Origin of the sequence: Rhodococcus sp. YH3-3 (genome assembly GCF_001653035.1) — a bacterium.
Taxonomy (GTDB): Bacteria; Actinomycetota; Actinomycetes; order Mycobacteriales; family Mycobacteriaceae; genus Rhodococcus_F; species Rhodococcus_F qingshengii.
Genome location: NZ_BCWH01000001.1, coordinates 552408 through 574758 on the forward strand (window position 1 = coordinate 552408; position 22351 = coordinate 574758).

23 protein-coding genes are annotated in these 22351 nt (G+C 62.1%); 15 read left to right on the forward strand and 8 right to left on the reverse strand.

Annotation, left to right across the window (positions count from 1 at the left end):
* Nucleotides 1-13: 13 nt before the first annotated feature.
* A complete protein-coding gene (locus YH3_RS02635; protein ID WP_042920610.1) occupies nucleotides 14-1222 on the reverse strand; it encodes an MFS transporter in 1209 nt (402 codons plus the stop codon).
* A 99-nt stretch (nucleotides 1223-1321) separates the two neighbouring features.
* On the opposite strand from YH3_RS02635, the gene YH3_RS02640 reads away from it, so the two are divergent.
* A complete protein-coding gene (locus YH3_RS02640) occupies nucleotides 1322-2356 on the forward strand; it encodes an Lrp/AsnC family transcriptional regulator (protein ID WP_064442948.1) in 1035 nt (344 codons plus the stop codon).
* A gap of 3 nt (nucleotides 2357-2359) precedes the next feature.
* Here the strand turns inward: YH3_RS02640 and YH3_RS02645 are convergent, their stop codons facing one another.
* Entirely contained in the window at nucleotides 2360-3073 is a 714-nt protein-coding gene (locus YH3_RS02645) for a TMEM165/GDT1 family protein (protein ID WP_007735982.1), read from the reverse strand.
* 294 nt (nucleotides 3074-3367) lie between these two features.
* Nucleotides 3368-3895, reverse strand: coding sequence for a hypothetical protein (locus YH3_RS02650; RefSeq protein ID WP_003944138.1), 528 nt, complete (start codon nucleotides 3893-3895; stop codon nucleotides 3368-3370).
* Nucleotides 3896-4060: 165 nt separating this feature from the next.
* Between YH3_RS02650 and YH3_RS02655 the strand changes: the two genes are divergently transcribed.
* The 4 genes from YH3_RS02655 to YH3_RS02670 all read left to right on the forward strand — a co-directional run bounded on the left by YH3_RS02655 (nucleotide 4061) and on the right by YH3_RS02670 (nucleotide 8685).
* Complete coding sequence (locus tag YH3_RS02655; protein WP_003944160.1) at nucleotides 4061-5410, forward strand: DUF1254 domain-containing protein; 1350 nt, start codon at nucleotides 4061-4063, stop codon at nucleotides 5408-5410.
* Nucleotides 5411-5566: 156 nt separating this feature from the next.
* Entirely contained in the window at nucleotides 5567-6139 is a 573-nt protein-coding gene (locus YH3_RS02660) for an HdeD family acid-resistance protein (protein ID WP_003944155.1), read from the forward strand.
* Between the two features lie 4 nt (nucleotides 6140-6143).
* Nucleotides 6144-7292 carry an AI-2E family transporter gene (locus YH3_RS02665; protein WP_064442949.1) on the forward strand — a complete coding sequence of 383 codons (1149 nt, stop codon included), beginning with the start codon at nucleotides 6144-6146 and terminating at the stop codon, nucleotides 7290-7292.
* A 43-nt stretch (nucleotides 7293-7335) separates the two neighbouring features.
* Nucleotides 7336-8685 carry a hypothetical protein gene (locus YH3_RS02670; RefSeq protein ID WP_064442950.1) on the forward strand — a complete coding sequence of 450 codons (1350 nt, stop codon included), beginning with the start codon at nucleotides 7336-7338 and terminating at the stop codon, nucleotides 8683-8685.
* Here the strand turns inward: YH3_RS02670 and YH3_RS02675 are convergent.
* Nucleotides 8682-9305: a superoxide dismutase gene (locus YH3_RS02675; protein WP_003944189.1), complete on the reverse strand. Its 624-nt coding sequence runs from the start codon at nucleotides 9303-9305 to the stop codon at nucleotides 8682-8684. The two genes, YH3_RS02670 and YH3_RS02675, sit on opposite strands and share 4 nt — an antisense overlap.
* A 260-nt stretch (nucleotides 9306-9565) precedes the next feature.
* Here YH3_RS02675 and YH3_RS02680 point away from each other — a divergent pair, with 260 nt between their 5' ends.
* The 3 genes from YH3_RS02680 to YH3_RS02690 all read left to right on the forward strand — a co-directional run bounded on the left by YH3_RS02680 (nucleotide 9566) and on the right by YH3_RS02690 (nucleotide 12104).
* Nucleotides 9566-10744, forward strand: a complete 1179-nt coding sequence (locus tag YH3_RS02680; RefSeq protein WP_047272742.1) for an acyltransferase — start codon at nucleotides 9566-9568, stop codon at nucleotides 10742-10744.
* Nucleotides 10683-11396, forward strand: coding sequence for a peptide-methionine (S)-S-oxide reductase MsrA (gene msrA, locus YH3_RS02685; RefSeq protein WP_020905733.1), 714 nt, complete (start codon nucleotides 10683-10685; stop codon nucleotides 11394-11396). The genes YH3_RS02680 and msrA overlap by 62 nt, the downstream gene beginning before the upstream one ends.
* Before the next feature lie 111 nt (nucleotides 11397-11507).
* A complete protein-coding gene (locus YH3_RS02690; protein ID WP_223304488.1) occupies nucleotides 11508-12104 on the forward strand; it encodes a hypothetical protein in 597 nt (198 codons plus the stop codon).
* A gap of 15 nt (nucleotides 12105-12119) precedes the next feature.
* On the opposite strand, the gene YH3_RS02695 is transcribed toward YH3_RS02690, so the two are convergent.
* Together YH3_RS02695 and YH3_RS02700 are read right to left on the reverse strand one after the other, a co-directional pair.
* Nucleotides 12120-13049: an LLM class F420-dependent oxidoreductase gene (locus YH3_RS02695; protein ID WP_003944174.1), complete on the reverse strand. Its 930-nt coding sequence runs from the start codon at nucleotides 13047-13049 to the stop codon at nucleotides 12120-12122.
* Between the two features lie 21 nt (nucleotides 13050-13070).
* Nucleotides 13071-14846, reverse strand: coding sequence for a hypothetical protein (locus YH3_RS02700; protein ID WP_064442951.1), 1776 nt, complete (start codon nucleotides 14844-14846; stop codon nucleotides 13071-13073).
* 415 nt (nucleotides 14847-15261) lie between these two features.
* On the opposite strand from YH3_RS02700, the gene YH3_RS02705 reads away from it, so the two are divergent.
* The 4 genes from YH3_RS02705 to YH3_RS02720 are packed head-to-tail and all read left to right on the forward strand — an operon-like array spanning nucleotide 15262 to nucleotide 18798.
* Entirely contained in the window at nucleotides 15262-16239 is a 978-nt protein-coding gene (locus tag YH3_RS02705; protein WP_042453204.1) for a DUF4328 domain-containing protein, read from the forward strand.
* The gene (locus YH3_RS02710; RefSeq protein ID WP_064442952.1) at nucleotides 16236-17000 is read left to right on the forward strand and encodes a glycerophosphodiester phosphodiesterase; all 765 of its coding nucleotides are present in this window, start codon (nucleotides 16236-16238) and stop codon (nucleotides 16998-17000) included. Before YH3_RS02705 ends, YH3_RS02710 begins: the two co-directional genes overlap by 4 nt.
* An 11-nt stretch (nucleotides 17001-17011) precedes the next feature.
* The gene (locus tag YH3_RS02715; RefSeq protein ID WP_003944127.1) at nucleotides 17012-17926 is read left to right on the forward strand and encodes a DUF5926 family protein; all 915 of its coding nucleotides are present in this window, start codon (nucleotides 17012-17014) and stop codon (nucleotides 17924-17926) included.
* 53 nt (nucleotides 17927-17979) lie between these two features.
* A complete protein-coding gene (locus YH3_RS02720; protein WP_003944129.1) occupies nucleotides 17980-18798 on the forward strand; it encodes an alpha/beta fold hydrolase in 819 nt (272 codons plus the stop codon).
* Here YH3_RS02720 and YH3_RS02725 read toward each other — a convergent pair.
* Nucleotides 18795-19340, reverse strand: coding sequence for a ferritin (locus YH3_RS02725; protein WP_030535839.1), 546 nt, complete (start codon nucleotides 19338-19340; stop codon nucleotides 18795-18797). The two genes, YH3_RS02720 and YH3_RS02725, sit on opposite strands and share 4 nt — an antisense overlap.
* Nucleotides 19341-19494: 154 nt before the next feature.
* A complete protein-coding gene (locus YH3_RS02730; RefSeq protein ID WP_007735998.1) occupies nucleotides 19495-20421 on the reverse strand; it encodes a cation diffusion facilitator family transporter in 927 nt (308 codons plus the stop codon).
* 179 nt (nucleotides 20422-20600) lie between these two features.
* Here YH3_RS02730 and YH3_RS02735 point away from each other — a divergent pair, with 179 nt between their 5' ends.
* From YH3_RS02735 to YH3_RS02745, 3 genes are all read left to right on the forward strand, one after another.
* The gene (locus tag YH3_RS02735) at nucleotides 20601-21230 is read left to right on the forward strand and encodes a M23 family metallopeptidase (RefSeq protein WP_064442953.1); all 630 of its coding nucleotides are present in this window, start codon (nucleotides 20601-20603) and stop codon (nucleotides 21228-21230) included.
* A gap of 28 nt (nucleotides 21231-21258) precedes the next feature.
* Nucleotides 21259-21618: a BlaI/MecI/CopY family transcriptional regulator gene (locus YH3_RS02740; RefSeq protein WP_003944179.1), complete on the forward strand. Its 360-nt coding sequence runs from the start codon at nucleotides 21259-21261 to the stop codon at nucleotides 21616-21618.
* Nucleotides 21615-22351 (forward strand): M56 family metallopeptidase (locus YH3_RS02745; protein WP_238592580.1); only part of this gene is annotated, 737 nt, incomplete at its 3' end. The genes YH3_RS02740 and YH3_RS02745, both read left to right, overlap by 4 nt.

The window sequence follows — 22351 nt, forward strand, 5'->3', positions numbered from 1 at the left end:
GGTTGATCTTCTTTCAGTTGGCGGTTTTCAGTTGCACCAGGTTCAGCATCTTTTCTCGGGTTTGTGGTGCTGCCATGACCGCGACGATCGCCACGACGGGCCCGAGTGCGAGCGATACGAACGCCGCTGACCAGGAGAGATGGTCCACGATGAAGCCGAATACAAGCGGTGCGACTATTCCGGCGACCATGCCGCCGAAAATGATCATCGACGAGGCTGCTCCGACCACCGACGAAGGCAGGCTACGAAGCGGAAGTGCAAAACACGGCATGAAAGCGAAAGAGGCAGCGGCAGATCCGAGGGTGACGAGAACGACGAACAAGGCCGTGTTGGAGACGAAAGGAATCGAAACGAGCATCACGATGCACGCGAGCATGGACGGCACCACGACGACACGACTGTTGCCTGCCAGTCGATCGGAGATTCGCCCGCCGATGACGGTGGTCACGGCGGCCACCACGGTAGCCGGAATCAGAAGGAGGCTTGCACTCGAGAGGGCGATTCCACGTTCGTCATGGAGGTAGGACGGAACCCACGACGACATCCCCCAGATCACGAAGTCGTATCCGAAGAACATCAAGGCGAAGAGCCACATCGCGCGGGAGCGAAGTACGGTGCGCATGTTGTCCCAGGAAGAATCCGGACCGTGGTCGATCTCCGCCGGAAGTGCCGGCGGGAGCCACAACTTGATGCTGACGAGCGAGAGTACGCCGAGCGCCGCGACGGCCAGAAACATCCCACGCCAGCCGATCAACGGGAGAAGAGCTGCCGCAACAACGATGGCGAGAAGCGTACCGACGGCGTTGGAACTGTTCATCCATCCTGTGGCAGTGGCACGTTGCTCCGGGATGCTCCGCTCGGCAACGAGCTTTACTGCAGCTGCCGGAAACACGCCCTGCGCGAGACCGAAGAGAAAGCGAACAACCAGAAGCGTCCCGAACGACCAGGCAAGGGCAGTGAGGCCGGTGAAGACACTCCACGCCACCAACCCGATCAGAGCCATCCGGACTGCGCCGTATCGATCGGCGAGCAGTCCACCAGGCAGTTGGGCCAGCGTGTATGCAATGAAGAACGTGGAGATGATCAATCCACGCTGGGAGTAGTCGAGATCGAACTCCTCACCGAGCAAGGGGAGAGCGAGGTTGATCGCCAGCCGATCTATGTAGTCGATCGCGTACGCGACGAACAGCAACGCGACCGTGACTTTGGTGGAGCGAAGCACTGGGCCTCCAAGTGGTGAACCTGTGAAGTGATTCACACATCTTTGGCAAACAGGCAGGGATCACCGACCAGAATGCAGTAATCCGGCAATACTGGCCTGATGAAGCCGGAATCCGACACATTCGTGATCGCGGAATCTGATCTGGAGATCATCAATGCACTTCAGCTCAACCCCCGCGCGTCGTGGACGCAGTTGTCGTCAGTGCTCGACATGGATTCGACGACGATCGCCCGCCGGTGGCGTCGCCTCGTCTCGAACGGTCATTCGTGGGTCAACGCGGTCGCAATCGGTCGAACCCACATATTCGGCTATCTCCTGATCAGGACCACACAGGATTCCGTTGCCGACGTGGGGGAGCTGTTACGTCAACTCTCCTGTGCCTATCTGTTGGCCAGGACGGAAGGCGAGTACGAATATTTCGTCGGAGTCGTGGCCGCCGACCACAAGAGTCTGGACGCCTTGGTGTGTGAGCACCTTGCCGCCGATCCTGGAATTCTGTCGATCAGAAGCCGGGTCGGGGTGAAGGTGTACCGGGACGGGTTCAGCTGGGAGCCGGGCGCTCTGGGGCAAGCGGGTCGGGCTCAGCTGGCAACGGCATCGACAAAGGGCGCTGCGGTGCCGGCAGATCCGACAGAGTTCCGCGAGTCCGACGGTGCCCTGTTGGAGGCGCTCGGCCGTGACGGACGTGCCAGCTATGCGCGTCTCGCCGCGATTTGTGGAACGAACGAGACTGCGATTCGACGGCGCTTGGCCCAGCTGACTGCATCGCGACAGTTGATTTTCCGCTGCGATGTCTCGCAACAGGCTGTCGGTTCACCGTTCGAAGTGATCTTCGATGTCGCTGTGGACGGTTCCACCGACGAACTCGGCAATCTTGTGTCGAGTTGGCCGGAGATCAGATTGTTGGTGGCGACTACCGGAACAGCGAACATGTTGATCAGCGTGTGGCTGAGCAGCCTCGCGCAGAGTCTTGTCGTGGAGGATCGCCTCCGCCGAATCGGTAGTGTGCGGATCCTCGATCGACGTGTCTCGTTGTACCCGATGAAGCGATTCGGACAGCTGCTCGGACCAAGCGGAGTGGCAGAAGGTCATGTGCCGGTCGCGATTTGGGGTGCCGGCGACCTTCTTCGCTGAGCGTCAGTCGATCGGCGTCCGATTGTCGTCGACGAGATGCGTAGCGGAGTCGGTCGCACGGGAGCGCTTCCAGATCATCCGAGCCAGTGCGCCCAGCACGGACACGGCCAGGACAACGCCACCGCCGATGATGCCGGCCGACGAGTCCGGGAAGATGCCCTCGAGCAGCAGCCAGATACCGAAGACGAAGAACAGCACCGCGGCGCCGATCTTGATGAATCCGTCCGGAAGGTGCTTGCCCAGCACCGAGCCGACGATGATGGCGAGAGCGTCGGCCGCCACCATGCCTACCGTCGACCCGATCCAGACGCCGATCCAGTCGTTGTCGGTGGCAAGGGTGATGGTGGCGAGCATGGTCTTGTCGCCGAGTTCTGCCAGGAAGAAGGCCGAGGCGACGGCGATGAAGGCGGATCGCGTGACGCGACCGGCCTTGTTCTGCTCGTCGTCGGTGAGATCGTCACCGCGCAAGGTCCAGAGGCCGAAGATCAGGAAAGCGATACCGCCGACGATGGAAATCGCCGCGGTGGGGAGGGCGACGCCCAGGTAGTGGCCGACGGCGACCGAGACGAGGTGAACAAGGGTGGTGGCGACGGTGATTCCGCCGAGGACGACCCACCAGCGATAGCGCAAGGCAAACGTCATTGCCATCAGTTGCGACTTGTCACCGAGTTCTGCGACGAAAATGACGCCGAAACTCAAAAGTATTGCGGCAAGCAAGATTTACTCCTCCGGTCGGTGTAGGTCGGAGGAAAAATGCGAGCCTCCGGCCTGGGCAGGCGCAGTGGGTGCGCTTGTCCGGCCGAAGGTCTCGCCCACCGAGGCCACAGGACCTTCGGTTCGCCAGGCCGGGTGCTTCGCGATCCGCACCAGGCGGAGCGCGTCGAACCAGTATGTCGACACGGGCGATTGGGGGCTACTCCCCTTCGTTGCTGCCCACGTTAGCGCGCCTGAAACGAATTGGCAAAGCGCACAGCAAGTTTGGGAGTCCGAACTTATCGCTTACCGGGGCCGTCACGAGGCGAGGAGCATGGCCAAAACAGCGGTGTCGGGATCGCTGATCGGATCGATGCCGACACGACTGATCATGGAGACGACTGTGCCGTCCGGCTCAGCCTCGACCCACGCCGCACGATGCTCCAAACCCAGATAGGGAAGGCCTGGCAGCAGTACGCACCCCGACGCGCTGCCCTCGCATTCCGGCAGGCTGGGCGTGGTTTCCGACGGTGGGTGCAGCATGATCAGCGCCGGTGGCTGATGGTCGGAGAAACGGCCGGGTGTCAAGGCGAAATCGCCGAGTACCGGACCTTCGGCGACCACCAGACCGACGGTGCCCGGCTGCGGATCTTCGGGAACGTCTTCACGGACCCCGAAGACCGTCGTGGTCGGCAACAAACCTGGCATCGAGGCCACGCGGACAGCCAATGCGAGAAGCTGCGCCCACTCCTGGGTGGTGTCCGGCCAACGACCGGAAATGACGAACCCCTGCAAAGACCCAGCGGCTTGGAACGGAGAAATGCCTATTGCTTCGTTTCTGTTCATTTCTGTTCCTCCCTCGGTGCTGGGGCAAATCTCGGGCAGACGCGCATGCGTCGGTCCGGCACACCTCGTTGGGTAATCGAAATATGCACCCATTCGGTACTGGCACACAAGACAGGGAGAGTGCCAGCCAGGTTTGCGCTGGTGAGGGCGGTGGTATGCGCAGACATGACTCTGTCGAAGAACCGTTCTCGGCTGGAAGACCTGGCAACGCAGGCGTGGATCTTCGGATATCCCCTGTTGATTGCTGCGGTATCGCGGGATGTCATGACGGCGGTGCCTTCGCCGGTGGCGATGAAAGCCCCGCTCAACCAGTTCGCATACGCGCGTACGACGCCGGATGCGACCTTCACCGATGTCGTCTCACCCAACGCGGACACTCTCTACTCGTCGGGGTGGCTGGACGTCTCGACGGAACCGCAGGTGCTCTCACTGCCGGACTTCGGCACGCGGTACTGGCTGGTCCCCATCCTCGACGCGTGGAGCGACGTGTTCACGGTTCCGGGATCTCGGACAGTCGGGCGGACCGGGGGACCGTACCTGGTGGCCGGGCCGAATTGGAAAGGCAACGTGCCCAAGGGTTTGACGCTGCTGCGGTCTCCGACGGCGATGAACTGGATAGTCGCCCGCTACGCGACGTCGGGGGGAACAGACCTGGCAGAAGTGCACAGCCTGCAGGACCGGACGCGACTCACTCCTCTGTCGGAGTGGACGGGTGACCCGCAGGACTACACGCCTGGTGAAATGCCGGTGAACCCTGCCGTCGACACGCGGACGCCGCCGGTGGACCAGGTGGCCGCCATGGACGGCGAGGCATTCTTCACCAGACTCGACGCACTTCTCGACGACAATCCTCCGCGTCCGGAGGACACCGAGATGATGAAACAACTGTCCGACATAGGAATCGGCTCCTCCTTGCCCTGGAGGTCGCGTCCGCAGGAGGTACGTGATGCCCTCGATAGAGCTGCGCGAACCGGTATGGACGTGCTGAGCGAGATCGCCGAAGAGGCCGAGGGCAGTCCGAAGAACGGCTGGACGATGCACCGCGGCTTGGGGCACTACGGAACCCATTACGCTCAGCGGGCTCTGATCGTCTGGCTCGGTTTCGGGGCCAATCTCGACGCTGATGCCGTGTACCCGCATGCCACGACGGACGTCGACGGGAAGCCGCTGACCGGGGCGAAGAAGTACGTCCTGCACTTCGAGAAGGACGAGCTGCCACCGGTCGAGGGCTTCTGGTCGCTCACGATGATGAACGAGCGGCAGTTCTTCGTGGACAACCCGATCGACCGATACGCGATTGGCGATCGAAGCGATCTGGTGTTTGCCGACGACGGTTCCCTCGACATCTATCTTCAGCACGAATCCCCTGGTGGTGAGAAGGAGCGGAACTGGCTGCCGGCTCCGTCCGGCGACTTCAACGTCTTTCTGCGCCTGTACTGGCCGAAGGCTGCAGTGCTGTCGGGATCGTGGACTGCGCCCGGTATTCGAGAAGCAAGTATTCGAGAAGCAGGCTGAAAGTCCCCTCGCTTCGTACCCGAAGAGCACAACTCGGTATCAGCCGCGCGTTTCGATGGGCGGAAAGGTCACAAGAGTCATACGATCTGTCGGTACTGCCCTGTTTGAAGAGCTGTTGAATCGGTCAGAGACACCCGCTTGTTTCGGAGGCTACTGATGGTCACGCAGAATCCGTTCGTGCAGTACGGCAAAGAGATCTGGTGGATGATCCTGATCCGCGGAATCTTCGGCGTGATCTTCGGAATAATCGCGCTCGTGTGGCCGGGAATTACCGTGGTGGCCTTGGTTTTCCTGTTCGGTATCTACTCCATCGCCGACGGTTTGATCACGATAGTTCGCGCCATCCGGGACCGCGAGCATCTGAGCTCGTGGGGTTGGTGGGTGTTCACGGGCGTCGTCTCGGTCGGAGCCGGCATCGTCGCGCTGGTCTGGCCGGGCATCACTGCGCTGGTGCTGCTGTACATAATTGCCTTCTACGCCATCATGTTCGGAATCTTCGGAATTGTCGGCGCCTTCAAGATGAAGGCGCTGCCCGGATCCAGTTGGGGATGGTTGCTCGCCGCATCGGTGCTTGCTGTCATCTTCGGCATCATTCTTCTCATCGCGCCCGGCGAAGGCATCATCAGCCTCATCTGGTTGTTGGGTTGGTACGCAATCCTGTTCGGCCTCTTCATGATCGTGGGAGCATTCCAGATCAGGAGCCGGGCAAAGGAAGCCGGTGTTCTCTAAGCCGGTGTTCTCTAAGAAGGGAAAGCCGGCCGTCGAGGCTCCCACTCCGATCCCCACGCTGTCCGGTAGTGAGAACTGGTCGATCCCGCGCGGTTTGATCGTCCTGCTCGGTATTGCCGCCACCGTGGTCGCCGTCGGCGGAATGAAGGTGTTCGGCGGCATCCTCGGACCGGTATTCCTGGCCCTGGTGCTGACGATTGCCGTTCAGCCCATTCAGGATTGGTCACAGCGCCGAGGGTGGCCCAAGTGGGTCGGGATGTTGGGCTCACTGGTCACCGTGTACTTGATCCTGCTCGGGTTGGCGGCGTCGTTGATCGTGTCGACGGCTCAGTTGGCGACGATCCTGCCGCAGTACTCCGAGGAGATGACCAACCTCCTCAACGAGGGCCGCGACAAGTTGGCCGACTTCGGCGTGAGCACCGAACAGATCCAAAGCACGCTCAGCAGTGTCGATCTCACGAAGGTTGTGGGCGTCCTCGAAAGCGGACTGGAGGGCCTGCTCGGCATCCTGTCGGATCTGGTGTTCATTCTCGCGTTGTTGTTGTTCATGGCCTTCGACGGCATGAGCATCCGCTCGCGGTTGCATGTGTTGTCCGAGCAACGTCCAGAAATCTCCTACGCGCTCTCCACCTTTGCCGCCGGAACTCGCAAATACCTGGTGGTCTCGACGGTCTTCGGCCTCATCGTGGCGGTACTCGACGGTGGCGCGCTGTGGCTCATGGGCATTCAGCTGCCCGTCCTGTGGGCGTTGCTGTCCTTCATCACCAACTACATCCCCAACATCGGGTTCGTCATCGGCGTGATTCCACCGGCGCTCCTGGGACTGTTGCAGGGCGGGCCGTGGCTGATGCTGTGGGTGATCGTCGTCTACTCCGTCATCAACTTCGTGATCCAGTCCATCATCCAACCCAAGTTCGTCGGCGACGCCGTCGGACTGTCGGTGACGATGACGTTCCTCTCACTTGTCTTCTGGTCGTGGGTTCTCGGGGCGCTCGGAGCGCTGCTGGCGATCCCGCTCTCGTTGTTGGTGAAGGCCGTCCTGCTCGACATCGACCCAGCCACGCGCTGGGCCGACATCCTGATCAGTGGCCCTCGGGACATGCCGAAGGAGGAACCCGAGGAGTCTGAGAAGCCGGCCACGTCCGCAGGCTAGGGCTCTCAGTGTTTCTACAAGTTGTTGCTTTATCGTCTCGCCCATGAGCGCCGAGAACACCACAGAAAACTCCCATCGCCGGCCGTCACGACTCGGTCGACGGCTGGCAGTCGGTGGTGTGGCCGCGATCGTCGCGGCTGCGGTGGCGGGGATCGGGTTCGTGATCTTCGCGGGCGGTGCCGACACCTCGAACACCGTCGCGATCGTGAACGCCGACGCGGGAACCACGCTCGACGGCAAGGAACTTCGGGCCGGCGACACGCTGGTGGACACGTTGGGCAAGAACGAAGACTTCGACTTCCAGGTGGTCGACAACCCCGGCGGGAACTACTTCGCGACGTTGACCGTGCCGGAGGACTTCAGCGAAACCGTCGCGTCGATGTTCGGCATGGATCCACGGCAGGCGAGCGTCGACCTCGAGGTGAAGGGCTCGGATTCGGAGAAGTCGGCCGAGTTGACTCGGGCCGTGTCGGCGCAGGTCGGCGCGGACGGCATCAAGGGCCTGCTGGCTCAGACGTCGGCCGCCAGACGCTCGATCGATCAAAACCTCACCACCGCACAGATTCTGGTCGCCGGAACCAACGAGGCCGGAAAGTCCATCGATCAGGTGAAAGCAGGCGCAGGCACTCTGTTGCCGTACCTCGAGACCGCACGGTCCGGGGCGTTGGAGCTGATGAGCGTCGCGGATCAGGTGTCCGGTGTTGTCGATCAGGCGTCGGGGCCGGCGGAAGAGCTGGCCACGCGCGCGGACTCACTGGGCCTGACGCTGGGGGAGGCGTCTTCCTCGACCACGGAACTGAAGACACGAATCGACACGCTGCAGACTGCGCTGAACGGCCTTCCGATCCCGCCTGACGTGACAGCGCAACTGGCCGGTGTGAGTTCGGATCTCGGTGCGCTGAATGCGCAATTGGGCACCGTTCCGGCGCTGTTGGGTGGCTCGGTCGGGCCCGATACGGAGCTCGGTGATCTAGTCCGCACCGCTGTCGGGCAGCTGCAAGGCGCGAGCGATCAACTGAGCAGTGCTGCCGGACAATTGAACGACGGCCTCATTCCCATCGCTGATCAGGCGCCGCAGATGCTCGGTGACGTGACCGATCAGATCACCCAGGGATTCACGACGCTGCAAGGAATCGCCAAGTCACTGGTCACGGGCCTCGACGGCGCAAAATCCGGTATTCCCGCGATGACCACCCCGCAGCAGGTTCAGCTGACCTCGGTGCTGTCGGATCCGGTGGCCGTGAATCAGACCACCGCGAGCAGCGGTGACTCCGGAACTCGCACACTGGCATTGGTCTTCGGAGCCACGACGGTCCTGCTCGGTGGTGCTCTGCTGACACGAACGGCGGCGCCCCTGGTGAGGCGCCGCCGTTCGCAAGAAGAGCGTGACTAGACGATCAGACCTGCGGTCTGGGTACGTGCACGGTCGAAGCGAGCCGAAACGTCGTTCCAGTTGACGATGTTCCAGAATGCCTTGACGTAGTCGCCCTTGACGTTCTGGTAGTCGAGGTAGAAAGCGTGCTCCCACATGTCGAGGAGCAGCAGCGGCGTGAGGCCGATGGAGATGTTGCCCTGCTGATCGTAGAGCTGGACGATGATCAGACGCTGTCCGATCGAGTCCCACGCGAGGATGGACCAGCCGGAGCCCTGGATGGCGTTGGCGTTCGCGGAGAAGTGAGCGCGGAAGAGATCGAACGAACCGAAGTTGTCGTCGATCGCTGCGGCGAGTTCACCTTCGGGCTTGTCGCCACCGTCAGCGCTGAGGTTGTTCCAGAAAACGGTGTGGTTGGTGTGGCCACCGAGGTGGAACGCCAGGTTCTTCTCGAGCAGGTTGGCCTGCGCTGCGATGGTGTCGTTCTCACGAGCCTCGGCCAGCTTCTCGAGTGCAGCGTTGGCACCGGCAACGTAAGCCGCGTGGTGCTTGTCGTGATGCAGCTCCATGATCTTGCCCGAGATGTGCGGCTCGAGGGCTGCGTAGTCGTAGGGGAGTTCCGGCAGCGTGTAAACAGACACGAGGGTCCCTTCTTTGCGGGCTGGTGAGCCCTGGTGCTTTAGAGTGCGTCGATCACCGGTCACGGCGTGACGTCACTCGCGTATGTGCAAATCATTCTTCGGGTTTCCACCCAATAACATTCGTACACCGTCCGCAACAGTCCGGCTCAGGTAGTAATCACCAAAGAATAAAGTTTGGGAAACCGAACTTGCCCCGATCTAAGGGTAAGCTAATATGCGCAAATTCGTCGTAAAGGTGAACGGAACCTTAAACTTGCGCGATGCCCGCACCAGTTTTCCTCCCGGAATCACCAGAGGCGGCCGCGCCTCGGGTGAATCTTCCGGGCGCTGACCTGCTGCGAGCCCTGGCGGTTGCCGCCGTGATCTACTCCCACATCTCTTTCTACGTCATCGACGATCTCGGCTCGGGTTGGTGGGTGATCGACGTCGTCTACGGCGTTTTGATCGAGCCTGCCGAACTCAACCAGCACCTCTCTTTTGTCGGCGTCGCAGTATTCATGATGCTTACCGGCGCTCTGGTGACGCGATCCGCGATTCGCGACGGACCCGGAAAGTTCTTGACCAACCGATTCAGTCGACTGCTGCCCGCATTCTGGGTGGCGACCGCGATTGCCATTCTTCTGGTCCGCCTCGGAATCAACGGAATGTTCAGCGGTCAGGAAGGTATTTCCGATACCGAAGCGTTGATGAGCTTTTTTCTCGGCGGATTCTTTCTCAAGCCCGAGGTAGCAGTTCTGGGAGTGACCTGGACACTCACCGTTCAATTCCTCTTTTATCTCGCATGTGTCGCGGCTCGCCCGATACTGCGGCTGCGACCGATCGTCATGCCGCTCGCCGGTGGTGCGCTGTGCTCGCTGGTGCTGCTCTACAACGTCTACGCGCCGCTGCCGTACACCGTGCCGATGCTGTCCAAGATCGCCGCGACGCTGCCGGCCGTCTTCCTCGGCCAGATCATGTACCTCGCGTGGGCGAAGCTCGCTCCCGGCCGCTGGCTGATCGCGGCCGTCCTCGTCCAGATGCACGTCATCATCGTGGCGACCCAGTTCCGCGTCTACTGGGCCGGTGAGCACTATCTGTGGACCATTTCGGTAGTCGCCGCAGCGGTAGTTCTCATCGGCCGCTACGACGGCGTCCCGACGCGCTGGCCGGTCGTGAAGTGGCTCTCGACGCGTAGTTACGTCATCTATCTCGTGCACACCCTGATCCTGTACCGCGTCGTCGAGAACACTGTTTTGTACGTCGGACCGACCCTGGCGTTTGCGCTCTTCCTTCTGGCCACGGCCGCGGTAGCAGAAATCGGCTACCGGTGGGTGGAGCTGCCCGGCGCCCGGGCGATCACGGCGTGGCGAAACAGTCGCTCGCGCGTAGCATCGAAGCATGAGCTGGTACGACGACATTCTGGGACGAGCGTCCGCAAAATCCACGCTGATCGCGCCTGAGGACGCACTCCCGGGCCGAGAGCAGAAAATGCCGGTTCCGACCGCGCACTACGTCAACGGGCATCCGCTGACGCCGCCGTTTCCGGCCGAACTGCAGACGGTCGTCGTAGGGATGGGTTGTTTCTGGGGCGCCGAGAAGGAGTTCTGGCAGCTTCCCGGCGTGTACACGACCGCTGCGGGTTATGCGGGCGGCTTCACGCCCAACCCGACGTACGAAGAGACGTGCTCCGGACGTACGGGTCACACCGAAGTCGTGCTGGTGGTCTTCGATCCCGCAGTGATCTCCTACGAGCAGATCCTGGCGCACTTCTGGGAGAACCACGATCCGACGCAGGGGATGCGTCAGGGTAACGACCAGGGCTCGCAGTACCGTTCGGCGATCTTCACGACGTCCGCGGAGCAGGAAGAAATCGCTCATGCGTCGGCCGTCGCTTTCGGTGAACGGCTTGCCGAAGCCGGATATGGAGCGATCACCACCGAAATCGGCCCGCTGCGCGACTTCTTCTACGCGGAGGATTACCACCAGCAGTATCTGGCGAAGAATCCCGGCGGTTACTGCCCGGTGCATGCCACGGGCGTCAGTTGCCCGGTCGGATTGCTCCGTCAGGATCAGGTTCCGGCGCAGACGGACATCCTTCCGCCGAGCGAATAACTGGACAGGTGTTGGAGGACACATGTGATTCAGCTCGTTAACACTTGCAACTAGATCGAAACAAAGGGAATCTCGATGTAAGAGTGTGTCGTCGAGAGAACTGAGCTCACAATGTCAGGTAGTACGCGAGGAACTGCGTCGCTGCTCCGACGCACCATTCATGTAGGCCACGATCCGATGGTTCGCCGCAGTGATCGGATCGAAGGGTTCATGTCCTTCGGTCTGATCATTTTCGCGATTCTTCTGCTGCCTCTCGCGGTATGGGCAGGGGCTGCGACTGCTTCGAGCCAGAACGCACTGATCGCCAAACAATCCGCCGAATTACACAGTATTTCGGCGACGACGACTGCAGATTCGACGCAGACCACCGCCTCGACAGCCGATTACATTGCGCCTACCACCGAAATGGCCAGCGCGCAGTGGAACTGGAACGGCCAGGTTCACACGGGTGATGTCACTGTCGACTCGGCGACGCCCGCCGGCACCGAGGTCCCCATCTACGTCAATGATCAGGGCGACAAGACCGTAGCTCCGATCACTCAGAGCGCTGCCGACGTCGCAGCCGTGGTGACCGGGGTTTTCACCTGGTTCAGCGTGATGTCGCTGCTGGTCATCGCTTTCATGCTGGTGCGCGTCTTTCTCGACCGTTCCCGCTCGGCCCAGTGGGACCGAGACCTACGCGCGTTCCTCGACGCGAACGCGCTGTAGATCCCGGCCCATTCCTTACTGCAGTTGGGGCATGACCTCGCTTGCGACGAGTTCGAGATGATCCAGATCGGCGAGATCGAGAGTCTGCAGATACACGCGCTGTGAACCGGCGTCGGCGAAAGTGCCGATCTTGTCGACCAGCTCCGAAGGTGTTCCGGCCAGACCGTTCTCACGTAGCTCGTCGACGTCGCGTCCGATAGCCTCGGCGCGCTTCTTGATCTCCGCCTCGTCGCGGCCGCAGCACAGGACGAGAGCGTTGGAGTACACCAATTCGTTCGGATCGCGCTCGTGCTCGACGCAAGCCTGACGAACCCGCGCAAAGATGTCCTTCGTTTCCTCGAGGGACTTGAACGGGATGTTGAACTCGTTTGCGAACCGAGCGGCGAGCGCTGGAGTCTTCTTCTTGCCCGTGCCACCGATCAGGATCGGCGGACCGTCGACCTGGTGCGGTTTGGGAAGCGCGGGAGAGTTCTTGATCTGCACGTGCTTACCGTCGTAGTCGAACGTGTCGCCGACCGTCGTACGCCACAGACCGGTCACGACGTCGAGAGTTTCCTCGAGCAATTCGAAGCGATCCTTGAGCGCCGGAAACGGGATGCCGTACGCCTGGTGCTCTTCCTCGTACCAGCCGGCGCCGATGCCGAGGTCTACGCGGCCACCACTCATCTGATCGACCTGTGCGACCGAAATGGCCAGCGGTCCGGCGTGACGGAACGTAGCCGACGTCACCAGAGTGCCGAGGCGGATGGTGGATGTTTCGCGGGCGATTCCGGCGAGCGTGATCCACGCGTCGGTGGGCCCGGGAAGGCCGTCGGAATTCATGGCGAGATAGTGGTCCGAGCGGAAAAATGCGCCGTAGCCAAGTTTTTCGGCGGTCTGGGCAACAGTCAGTAGTTGTTCGTAGGTAGCGCCCTGCTGGGGTTCGGTGAATATACGCAGCTCCATGAGTTCTACTCTGCCACTATTTCACTTGGTCGGGACGACGGCACCGACTTGTCCGGCGCCGAAACACAGGGTCGGTCCCGGCGTTGTCGGCGTGATCTTCACACTGTTTCCGTGGCCGACCAGGCGCACGAACACCGAGTGCAAACCTTGGGTGACGGGTACGGATACTGCGTCGCCGGACTCCAACGCAACATCGATCGTTCCGTCGGCGCTGGCGAGGTAATTGAGCTGAACCGTCCATTCCCAGCCGGCCAGGGGGCCGTCGAGGGGGAGTTCGGTCGGGCCTTCGGCACGGATGCCGCAGTTCGGTGCCGTTCCTTCGGGAGTCCTTCTCGTCCAGGTCACTTCGGCATCGACGATCTGACCGCTGTCGTCGATGGTGCGCAGAATCGGAGTGCTGGAAGAGAATTCGGGGCGATCAGGCAGCGGCGCGAGAACGTTGCTTGCCAAATTGTTCGGAAAGGCGACGGGAAGGAGCACTTGGATCGCGACGGGTTGCTCGAGCAGTGGAGCGTCCTGATTCTGTGACAACGACATTCGCGCGTTCGCGAGGTAGTCGCGGGTCGGGTTCTCGCGCCAGATGTCGACGAATGTGACGGTCGAGACGAGCGAACTGATCACGAAGAGCACTGACAGGCCGGCGGCGACTGCGACGGGCAAACGGGCCGGACGTCGCCGAGGCGCAGCGAGAATCAAAGCGGCGGCGAGGGCGAACACCGTCGCCGAATCCGTGAAGTAACGCAAGGTCTGCGCCAACTCGTACGTGGTGTCGGCGTCGGATCGGGTAGCGGTCATCGCCACGACAGAGGCCAGGAAGTACAGCGCCGCGGCGACCCAGATCCAGGCAGCGCCGCGTCGGGCACGCACTGTCATCACGACCGTCGTCAGCAGCGCGGCCCAGGCTGCGGCCACCAAGAGCGTCGGCGGATCGGCCCAGGCGGGGCTGGGGATCCACCGCTCCCAGCGCCAGGGGCCGCCGAGAAGAGTGGGAAGCATCCCCAAAGACGTTCCGTGATGCAGCAGTTCGGTGGACATCGAACGGCCGTATCCGGTGATCGGAGATTCGACAGTTGTCAGATACACCGGAATCCAGATCGCGAGCACGGCGGCACAGGCCGTCCACAGGAGTCGGCACTTCGTGATCGCACTTCGTATCGGGGTTCCTTCACCTTGTGTGCGCAAGTACAGCACCAGAAAAGCGAGTGCGACGAACGGAACGAGCACTGCTTTCTCGAAGAACAGCAAGGAGACGACAAAAACCGCGGTGCCCGAGAACACGTAGCGCACCTGCCCGGTGCGGTACAGCTTGATCGCGTCGCCGCATGCCCAGGCCAGTGCGATCTGGAGCGGCAACGCATTGAGCGCGGCTGCCCACCACGAGAACGCCGGAAGTGTCAGCGGGACGAACAGATACAGGATCAGCGGAATCAACAGTGCCGGTCGCCGGCCGAGGACCAACCGAAGAGCGCGCAGAAGCGCCAACGACGCGGCGGCCTGACCGATGACGAGCAGCGTTGCCGACAGCGCCCAGTTGTACGGCGCGATACGGGCGATCAACCCGGTGAAGAAGAAGGCCGCGGGCATGAAGTGACCGTCGTGGTCGTAGAGCAGGAGTTCGCTCGAGAAGAGTGGGAAGCGTCCTCCGCGGCCCATCAGGATGAGGTCGTCCCAGTAGAAGTAATTGCTCGCGGCAACCCAGATGCGAATGACGAGCTGACATCCGATCAACACGAACGCGAGCTGCGTGACCCGTCTCGGGGTGAACGTCAGAGTTGGCTCGGGCTGTGGAGAAGTCATCGACGGTCATGCTTCCAGGTGTGTCAAAAACCGACTTCTCATAAAAAGGGGATACCGGTCTTTTCTGTCTTTTCGGGAGCAATTTCTGAATGGATTGTGAACTTTGCCGGGATAAATGACGTCGACGCCCGAAAGTTCACTGACCTGCGGTGTCAAATTCATCCTCGAGCCTGTGCATCGTTCGCTAACACCTGTCAGCAAATTCTCAGGGTCTTGCCCGTGACCTGTGGATAAAGCCCGATTCATTCATCCAGAACTGTGGATGAACCTGTGGAAACTGTGGATAACTCGAGTTTTTAAGTGGCGGAGGTCACATTATTCGAACAATGCAGGTGAACGCGGTGGAGGTTCGATCACAAATCGGGAGTGAATCCATTTGCTGCCGTTACCGATACGGCGTGACAGAATCGAAGTTGTGAGTGTCGTTCAGGTCTGCGCCCGGTGCGCCGCACGCTGGCCTGTCGTCGGCGGCCCGACGCAGTGGTGCCCGCGCTGCAGCGGCGTCCTGCTGATCCCCACCCGCACCGAGATCTACCAACCGCCCAACCGCCGTGGCTTCCGCTGGATCGCGCGCTCCCCGTCCGACCCCCGCGGCGTGGGGGACGCACCAGTGCGTCGTAGCTTCTCCACTCCGCGCTACGACGCTGTCCCGCAGTGGGGACTACAGGACGTCGTCGACACCTCACCGGTGCCGCCCTCGCGAGCGGACCGGATGGCCGACCGAGTCGGGCCGTTGCTGACGCTCGCAACGATCCTCTACGGACTGGCGGTTTTCGCCGAACTGGGCAGATACGCGATCCTGGTCCGCAACCGCACCAGGCTGATCCCGCAGCCGCTGCTCACGGTCTCCGACGCCGCCGTGTACTTCACTCAGTTGGGTGGACTGCTGATCTCGGTCTTCGCGGCAATCGCCGCTGTGTGCTGGCTGCTTCGTCGGCGTCGTGAACACTTCGCAGGTGCCCGGGAATCCGATCCACGCACAGCGTCGGAAGTTGTCGTTGGCTGCGCTGTGCCGATCCTCAACCTGGTGATGCCGGCCGTTTATCTCTTCGAGTTGGTCCGCCGCGATCCGCGCGGAACCCTGCTGGTCAAGATCTGGTGGGGCTTCTGGGCATTCAGCGCTCTGCTGCTGGTGGTCAACGCGTACTGGCGATCACGCCCGGGGATTCAGGCAATGGCCGACGGGGTTCTGCTGAACGCTTTCATCGCACTGATCGCTGCCGTCACCGCGGCGTTGACACTCGTCGTGATCCGCCGGATCGAGCGCAAGAGCTGGCGCGGTGAACCGGAATCGGAAACCCGGTGGGTGCCAGTGCCGCGCTCGGTGCTGGAAGAGAAGACGGTGCTGGAAGAGAAGACGGTGCTGGAACAGAAAGAGACCGCTGCCCTGTGAGCCCAGATCGTCGAGGTCCACTCGTCGTTGCGCACCGAGGTGCGTCGGCTGCGCGGCCGGAGCACACCCTCGCCGCCTACGAACTGGCCCTCGCGGAGGGTGCGGACGGGCTCGAATGCGACGTCCGGCTCACCCGTGACGGGCACCTGGTCTGTGTTCACGACCGCAAGGTCGACCGCACCTCCAGCGGGACGGGGATCGTCAGCGAGATGACGCTCGATTCGCTGAACGCTCTGGACTACGGGTCGACGAGCGAACCGGCCGAACTGCTGACTCTCTCCGACCTCATCACCCTCGCTCTGGATTTTGCGCGCCCGGTGAAGCTGTTCATCGAGACCAAGCACCCCGTGAGGTTCGGCGGATTGGTCGAAGCCAAACTCCTGGCGGAACTGCACCGCTTCGGGATCGCGTCGCCGCCGTCGGCCGATCACTCGCGGGCAGTGGTCATGTCTTTCTCGGCGAGTGCGGTCTGGCGAGTGCGTCGTTCGGCACCGCTGCTGCCGACGGTCCTGCTCGGTGACGCGTCGCGGTACCTCGGCGGCGGTGCGTCGACGGCTGTGGGCGCTACGGCGATCGGGCCGTCGATCAAGGCGCTGCGCGAACATCCCGATCTGGTCGATCGGGCCGCCGCTGCGGGTCGCGCGACGTACTGCTGGACCGTCGACGACAAGGCGGATGTGGACCTGTGTCGTGAGCTCGGGGTCAGTTGGGTTGCCACCAACCATCCCGGGCGCACGAAGCAATGGCTGGGCAGCGTGTAGATTTTGCCCTCGTGGCCAAGAAGAGCAAAAGAAACAGTGGACCGAAGCAGGGCAGCGCACGCGCAGAGAAGCTGGCGGCACGCCAAGCAGAGCGTGAAGCCGCTGCCGGCGTAGTCAGCCGCCCGTTCGAGGGCCTTGCCGCCGAGTGCGATCTGGTCGCGCTGCGTGAATTCGTTCCGTCCGCCACGGCTCCGTTGCCGGTCATCGGCTCCGACCGTCCCGTCACGTTGGCAACGGTCCTCCCCGGCGCTGTTGCCGCACTCGTCCGTGACGAGGGCGAGACGGCCACCGGATTTGTCGGTGTCCAGGTTCAGGCGCACTCGGCCGACCTCGGCGCAGACCTCGCCGCTTCGGTGAACTGGATCAAGGACGCGGCCCCCGGCGACGCGCTTTCTGCCGCGAACCCCGATTCCGAGACCCCCGCTGTCACCGCTGTCGTCGATCCCTCGGCACTGCTCGACATCACCGTGCACCAGAACTTCAACTGGTGGATCCCCGAGGGCGTCGAAACCGATCCCGAGGTTGCCGCCACCGTGCAGCACGCCAACTCGGCGATCATGCCCTCTGCACGCCTCGAAGGCGACGGCCTCGTTGCCGCGTGGTGGGTCGACGCCGGCGAGAAGGCGCACCTGCGTTGGGTTCGTCCCGAGAGCGAAGACGACCTGATGCTCGCGCTGGCGCGCGTGCACGCGACCGGTGGACTGCATCTGGGTGAGGGCTCGCGCTACGCAGGCTCGTTCCGCACCCACGGCCTGTTGGTTCCCGTCTTCGACCTCGACCGCGAAAAGCATGCAAACGAGTGGGTAGCGGCAACCGTCGAGCTCGGTGAGCGTCTTGCCGAGGCTCTGGCCGTCGATGCTCCGCTGACCTCGGCCGAGCTTCGCTCGCGCGACGGACTTCGTGGTCGTCAGGTCACGCTGCGCTGATTTTTTCGCCCGAACTATAGGCGTTACGCGAAGTTACGGTTAATGTTGGTGACATGACCTTGTCGCATGACATCTCCGGTAGTGGTCCCACGCTTGTGCTCGTCCATGGCATCGTCCATCGACGGCAGGCGTGGGATTCGCTTTTGGACCAGCTGACGCCGTACCGCCGCGTCGTCACCGTCGACCTGCCGGGTCACGGAGAGTCGCTGCTGCCCGAACTCGGTCCGGACGTCATGGGACAGCTGATCGACGATGTCAGTGAGTTCGTCAAGGAAGTGACGCCGGCGGGGGAGCGTGCCCACGTCGCGGGAAACTCCCTCGGCGGCTGGATTGCCCTCTCGCTGGCAGCGCGCGGAGATGTCGCGTCGGCGACAGCTCTTTCGCCGGCCGGGTTCTTTGTCAATCACCTCGATCAGGTGCGAGCGATCAACACGTTCCGTGCACTGCGCGGCACGGCCAAGCTCATGGGTGACGGATTGCCACGCGCATTGCGGTACAAGCTGATTCGCTATCCGGCGCTCGCCGCGTTCTTCGCTCATCCGAGTCATGTCGGTTATGCAGCGGCGTTGGCCGACTGCCGTTCGCTCGTGTCGAACGAACTCGTCGATCTCGGTCTCGAGATGGACTTCGTGCTGCCGCCCATCGTGGATCCCACTGTGCCGGTGACGGTTGCGTGGGGTCGACGCGATCTCATCCTGCCCGTGTATCAGGCGCAGCGCGTGAAAAAGCCGTTCCCGCAGGCAAAGTTGATGGTTCTGCCCGGCCTGGGGCACGTACCGATGACAGATGCCCCCGAGCTGATCAGTTCGATCCTGCTGGCAGGAAGCGAACCGTTCGGCTCGAGGGCAAAATCCGTGAGTGCTGCAGGCTAGATGGTTCCGCCGGCTGCGCTCGGTGCACCGGTGGTGTCACCGACGGTGCTCATCTCGCGGGACACGAAGTCTTCGAGGTCGAACAGGTTGGCGCCTGCGCGGTCCGCGATGGTGAGAAGTGTTGTCATGCTTGCAACTTCCTCGACCTGCTCCTTGAGGAACCACTGCATGAACTGCTCGCCGAGGTAGTCGCCTTCTTCGCGGGCAGTGCTCGCGAGCTGGACGATTTGCTCGGTGACCGTCTTCTCCTGCGTCAGCGCGAGAGCGATGGGCTCGCGGGCATCCTTGAAGTCGGCCTTCGCGGCGTCGACGCCGGTGAGTTCGACATTGATGTCGCGATCGAGGAAATACTGAACGATCATCATGGCGTGGTTACGCTCTTCCACAGCCTGCTTGTAGAAGTGCTTTGCCAGCTGTGGCAGATCCGCATTGTCGAAGTAAACCGCTGTCGCGATGTACTGATGCGAAGCGTTGAACTCGTTGCGAATCTGGTCTCGGAGTAGTGCGTGGAATTTGGTCATGTGAGTCTCCCCAGAAGTCATGAATTCCAAGATAGTGCAGGTCAGAGGCCCTGTCATCCCAGTATGACCTTATTGTGGTAAGCGTTCCCAAACTAAAGAAGACCTAATTTTTCTTCGAATTCGGTGAGGTTATCGAGCCCGGTGAATTCGAATGTTTCATTTAGGAATGTCCATTTCACCAGGCGAGTTCCGCGCATTTACCGTCGCTTCCCTGTAGTTCCACCTGTACGGTGGCGTGCCCCAGTTCGAATACCTCGGCAAGCAAGGTTCGGGTTGCTGCGAGCACCGTTGTGGGATCGGCGTCACTGACCGCGGTGACGTGAACGGAAGCAACTTCCATCCCCGAGGTGAGTGTCCAGACGTGCAGATCGTGCGCGTCGACGACTCCCGGCAGAGCGTTGATCTTCTCGATGATCGAGGTGACGTCGATGCGGTCGGGAGCCTGCTGGAGGAGGATGCGAACGGCGTGGCGGCCCAGGTTGAAGGCACGTGGCAAGACGAAGAGGCCGATCGCGACGCCGATGACGGGGTCGGCGTAGCGCCAACCGAACGCGAGCGTGACCAAGCCGCTGACCAGGACGCCGATGGACCCGACCATGTCCGCCATGACTTCGAGGTAGGCGCCGCGGATGTTGATGCTTTCCTTCGCGCCGCTGCGCAGCATGAGGAAGGCGATGACGTTCATCGCCAGACCGACGACGGCGACTGTCGCGACGGGAAGGCCGGGAACCTCGGGCGGATCCGTGAAGCGGCTGGCGGCCTCGTAAAGCACCCACCCGGCGACTGCGAAGAGCAGGATCGCATTGGCCAGTGCCGCAAACACTTCCGTGCGGTACATGCCGAAAGTACGGTCGGGGCGCCGGGCGGCACGCTGTGCGACGAGGATCGCGGCGAGCGCCATGAAGATGCCGAAGATGTCTGTGAACACGTGCGCCGAGTCCGAGAGCAGGGCCAGTGACGAGGTGAAGAGGCCGACCGTCACCTGCAGCACGAAGGTCACCAACCCGAGGCCGGCGGCGATCCACAGTTTGTTGACATGCTTGCCGCTGTTGCTGGTCGCAGCCTCGGCGGGGGAGATTCCGTGCCCGTGTCCGTGTGACATCGAAGGTCCTTTCGTCGACGCCAGCCTAGACACATATGCATATATGCGCAATAGTGCATGTATTAAAAACTATGCAACATAGTTGTAAGGTGGCGGCGTAGACCTTCATTTGTCATCGACGCGAGGACCGAGAAGTGGGAAGACATCGAAAATCCGAGCCGATCAGACCCGGCGGGCGCATGGCCGCGGTTTCCGTGGCGACGGGTGCAATCCTCGCGTCCGGCACTTCCATCGGGCACGCGTCGCCGCCGTCGGTTGTAGTCGAGGATGCATCTGCGGTGTCGGCGCCGGAGATCCTCGACCTTGTCCGGTCGACGGATCTTGCCGGAATAGCCGAACAACTCGGCAAGACGCGACAACTCGAATCCGAGCGAGCGGCGCTGGCGTACGAGGCCGAAAAGCCACAGGTGATGGCCCCCGTCAGCGGGACGATGACGTCCAACTTCGGTCCACGGTGGGGAACCACCCACTACGGTCTCGACATCGCGAACGCGATCGGAACGCCCATCGTGTCGGCGACCGACGGTGTTGTGCTCGAATCCGGTCCCGCCGCGGGATTCGGGCTCTGGGTCCGCATCCAGCAGGACGACGGGACCGTCGGCGTCTACGGACACATCAACGAGGCGCTCGTGGTTGCGGGTCAGAAGGTGCGGGCGGGTGAGTTGATCGCGACCGTGGGCAATCGTGGACAATCGACAGGACCACACCTGCACTACGAGGTGTGGCAATCTGACGGACAGAAGACCGATCCGCTCGCGTACCTGAATTCCCGGGGCGTGTCGTTCGGGGAGAAGACCACGGGCGACTGAAGTTCTGTCACGACGCGATGGAGGAGCAATGCAGGGGCTTGGCGGACTCGAAGCCGAGGTCATGGATGTGCTCTGGCAGTCCGACGACGCGCTCTCGGTCAAGGATCTGGTCGAGACCCTGGGTGAGCGTCGACAACTTGCGTACACCACCATCCTGACCGTCGTGACGCATCTCTACGACAAGGGCTGGGTGAGTCGTGAGAAGAAGAGTCGCGCCTACTTCTATCGGCCGAGTCGCAGCCGTGAAGAGGCCACATCCAGAGCACTGCGCGAATTGTTGGACAGCAGTTCCGATTCCGCTGCCGTGCTGTTGCACTTCGCCAAGACCATGACAGATGCCGAGAACGAGGCCCTGCGCCGGGGTCTTTCCGGGGAAGGTGTGCAATGACATTGGCGTTGCCGATGTTTCTCGGTGCGATGCTCGTGGGATTCCTGGTTCCGAGAGTGTTGCGAGCCGTTTCCTCGGCGTTGTCACCGGCGGTGCTGCTCGCGGCGTGGCTCGGCAGCATGGCGTCGGCTTTGTATCTCGCTCTCTCCGCGGTCTTGGTTCTGGTGTGGCCGAGCCACGCGCCGGTCGAGGGGCTGGTCGACGGTATCGCTCGGTGTTTCAGCGCCTTCGCGCACGGCACGAGTTCATGGGTGGGTGAACTGATCACCGGCACAGCCGTTGCTGTGGTGGGTGTGATCGCCGTTCGGATCGTGCTGGCCGGCCGCAAGCAGGCACGTGAGCACGCGAGGGTCCGAGATTTCCATCGTGATGTTCTCTCGATCGTCGCGCGCCGCGACAACTCGGAGTCCGACGTGTTGTGGTTGGATCATCCGCTGCCTATGGCGTACAGCGTCGCCGGAAAGCCTGGATTTGTTGTTGCGACGCAAGGCTTGTCATCCGCTCTCAGTGGAGGCGAGCGTGATGCTGTCCTCGCGCACGAGCGTGCACACCTGAGCGGCGGTCATCACCGAATTGTCGGTGCGTGCGAAGTCTTGGCCGCTGTTCTTCCGCGAGTGCCGTTGTTCGCGGCGGCACCCGCTGCCGTCGGCGCGATCGTCGAACTGTCGGCGGACAGACACGCCGCTCGCGTCACCAGCCCGGCTGCGGTGCGTTCCGCCCTTGCCGTGGTGTC

Excerpts from the sequence above, each read along its gene's own strand:
- YH3_RS02640 (WP_064442948.1), top strand. The coding sequence starts at position 1,322 with ATGAAGCCGGAATCCGACACATTCGTGATCGCGGAATCTGATCTGGAG.
- YH3_RS02650 (WP_003944138.1), bottom strand. The coding sequence starts at position 3,895 with ATGAACAGAAACGAAGCAATAGGCATTTCTCCGTTCCAAGCCGCTGGG.
- YH3_RS02655 (WP_003944160.1), top strand. The coding sequence starts at position 4,061 with ATGACTCTGTCGAAGAACCGTTCTCGGCTGGAAGACCTGGCAACGCAG.
- YH3_RS02660 (WP_003944155.1), top strand. The coding sequence starts at position 5,567 with ATGGTCACGCAGAATCCGTTCGTGCAGTACGGCAAAGAGATCTGGTGG.
- YH3_RS02670 (WP_064442950.1), top strand. The coding sequence starts at position 7,336 with ATGAGCGCCGAGAACACCACAGAAAACTCCCATCGCCGGCCGTCACGA.
- YH3_RS02680 (WP_047272742.1), top strand. The coding sequence starts at position 9,566 with ATGCCCGCACCAGTTTTCCTCCCGGAATCACCAGAGGCGGCCGCGCCT.
- msrA (WP_020905733.1), top strand. The coding sequence starts at position 10,683 with ATGAGCTGGTACGACGACATTCTGGGACGAGCGTCCGCAAAATCCACG.
- YH3_RS02690 (WP_223304488.1), top strand. The coding sequence starts at position 11,508 with ATGTCAGGTAGTACGCGAGGAACTGCGTCGCTGCTCCGACGCACCATT.
- YH3_RS02695 (WP_003944174.1), bottom strand. The coding sequence starts at position 13,049 with ATGGAGCTGCGTATATTCACCGAACCCCAGCAGGGCGCTACCTACGAA.
- YH3_RS02700 (WP_064442951.1), bottom strand. The coding sequence starts at position 14,846 with ATGACTTCTCCACAGCCCGAGCCAACTCTGACGTTCACCCCGAGACGG.
- YH3_RS02720 (WP_003944129.1), top strand. The coding sequence starts at position 17,980 with ATGACCTTGTCGCATGACATCTCCGGTAGTGGTCCCACGCTTGTGCTC.
- YH3_RS02725 (WP_030535839.1), bottom strand. The coding sequence starts at position 19,340 with ATGACTTCTGGGGAGACTCACATGACCAAATTCCACGCACTACTCCGA.
- YH3_RS02730 (WP_007735998.1), bottom strand. The coding sequence starts at position 20,421 with ATGTCACACGGACACGGGCACGGAATCTCCCCCGCCGAGGCTGCGACC.
- YH3_RS02735 (WP_064442953.1), top strand. The coding sequence starts at position 20,601 with ATGGCCGCGGTTTCCGTGGCGACGGGTGCAATCCTCGCGTCCGGCACT.
- YH3_RS02740 (WP_003944179.1), top strand. The coding sequence starts at position 21,259 with ATGCAGGGGCTTGGCGGACTCGAAGCCGAGGTCATGGATGTGCTCTGG.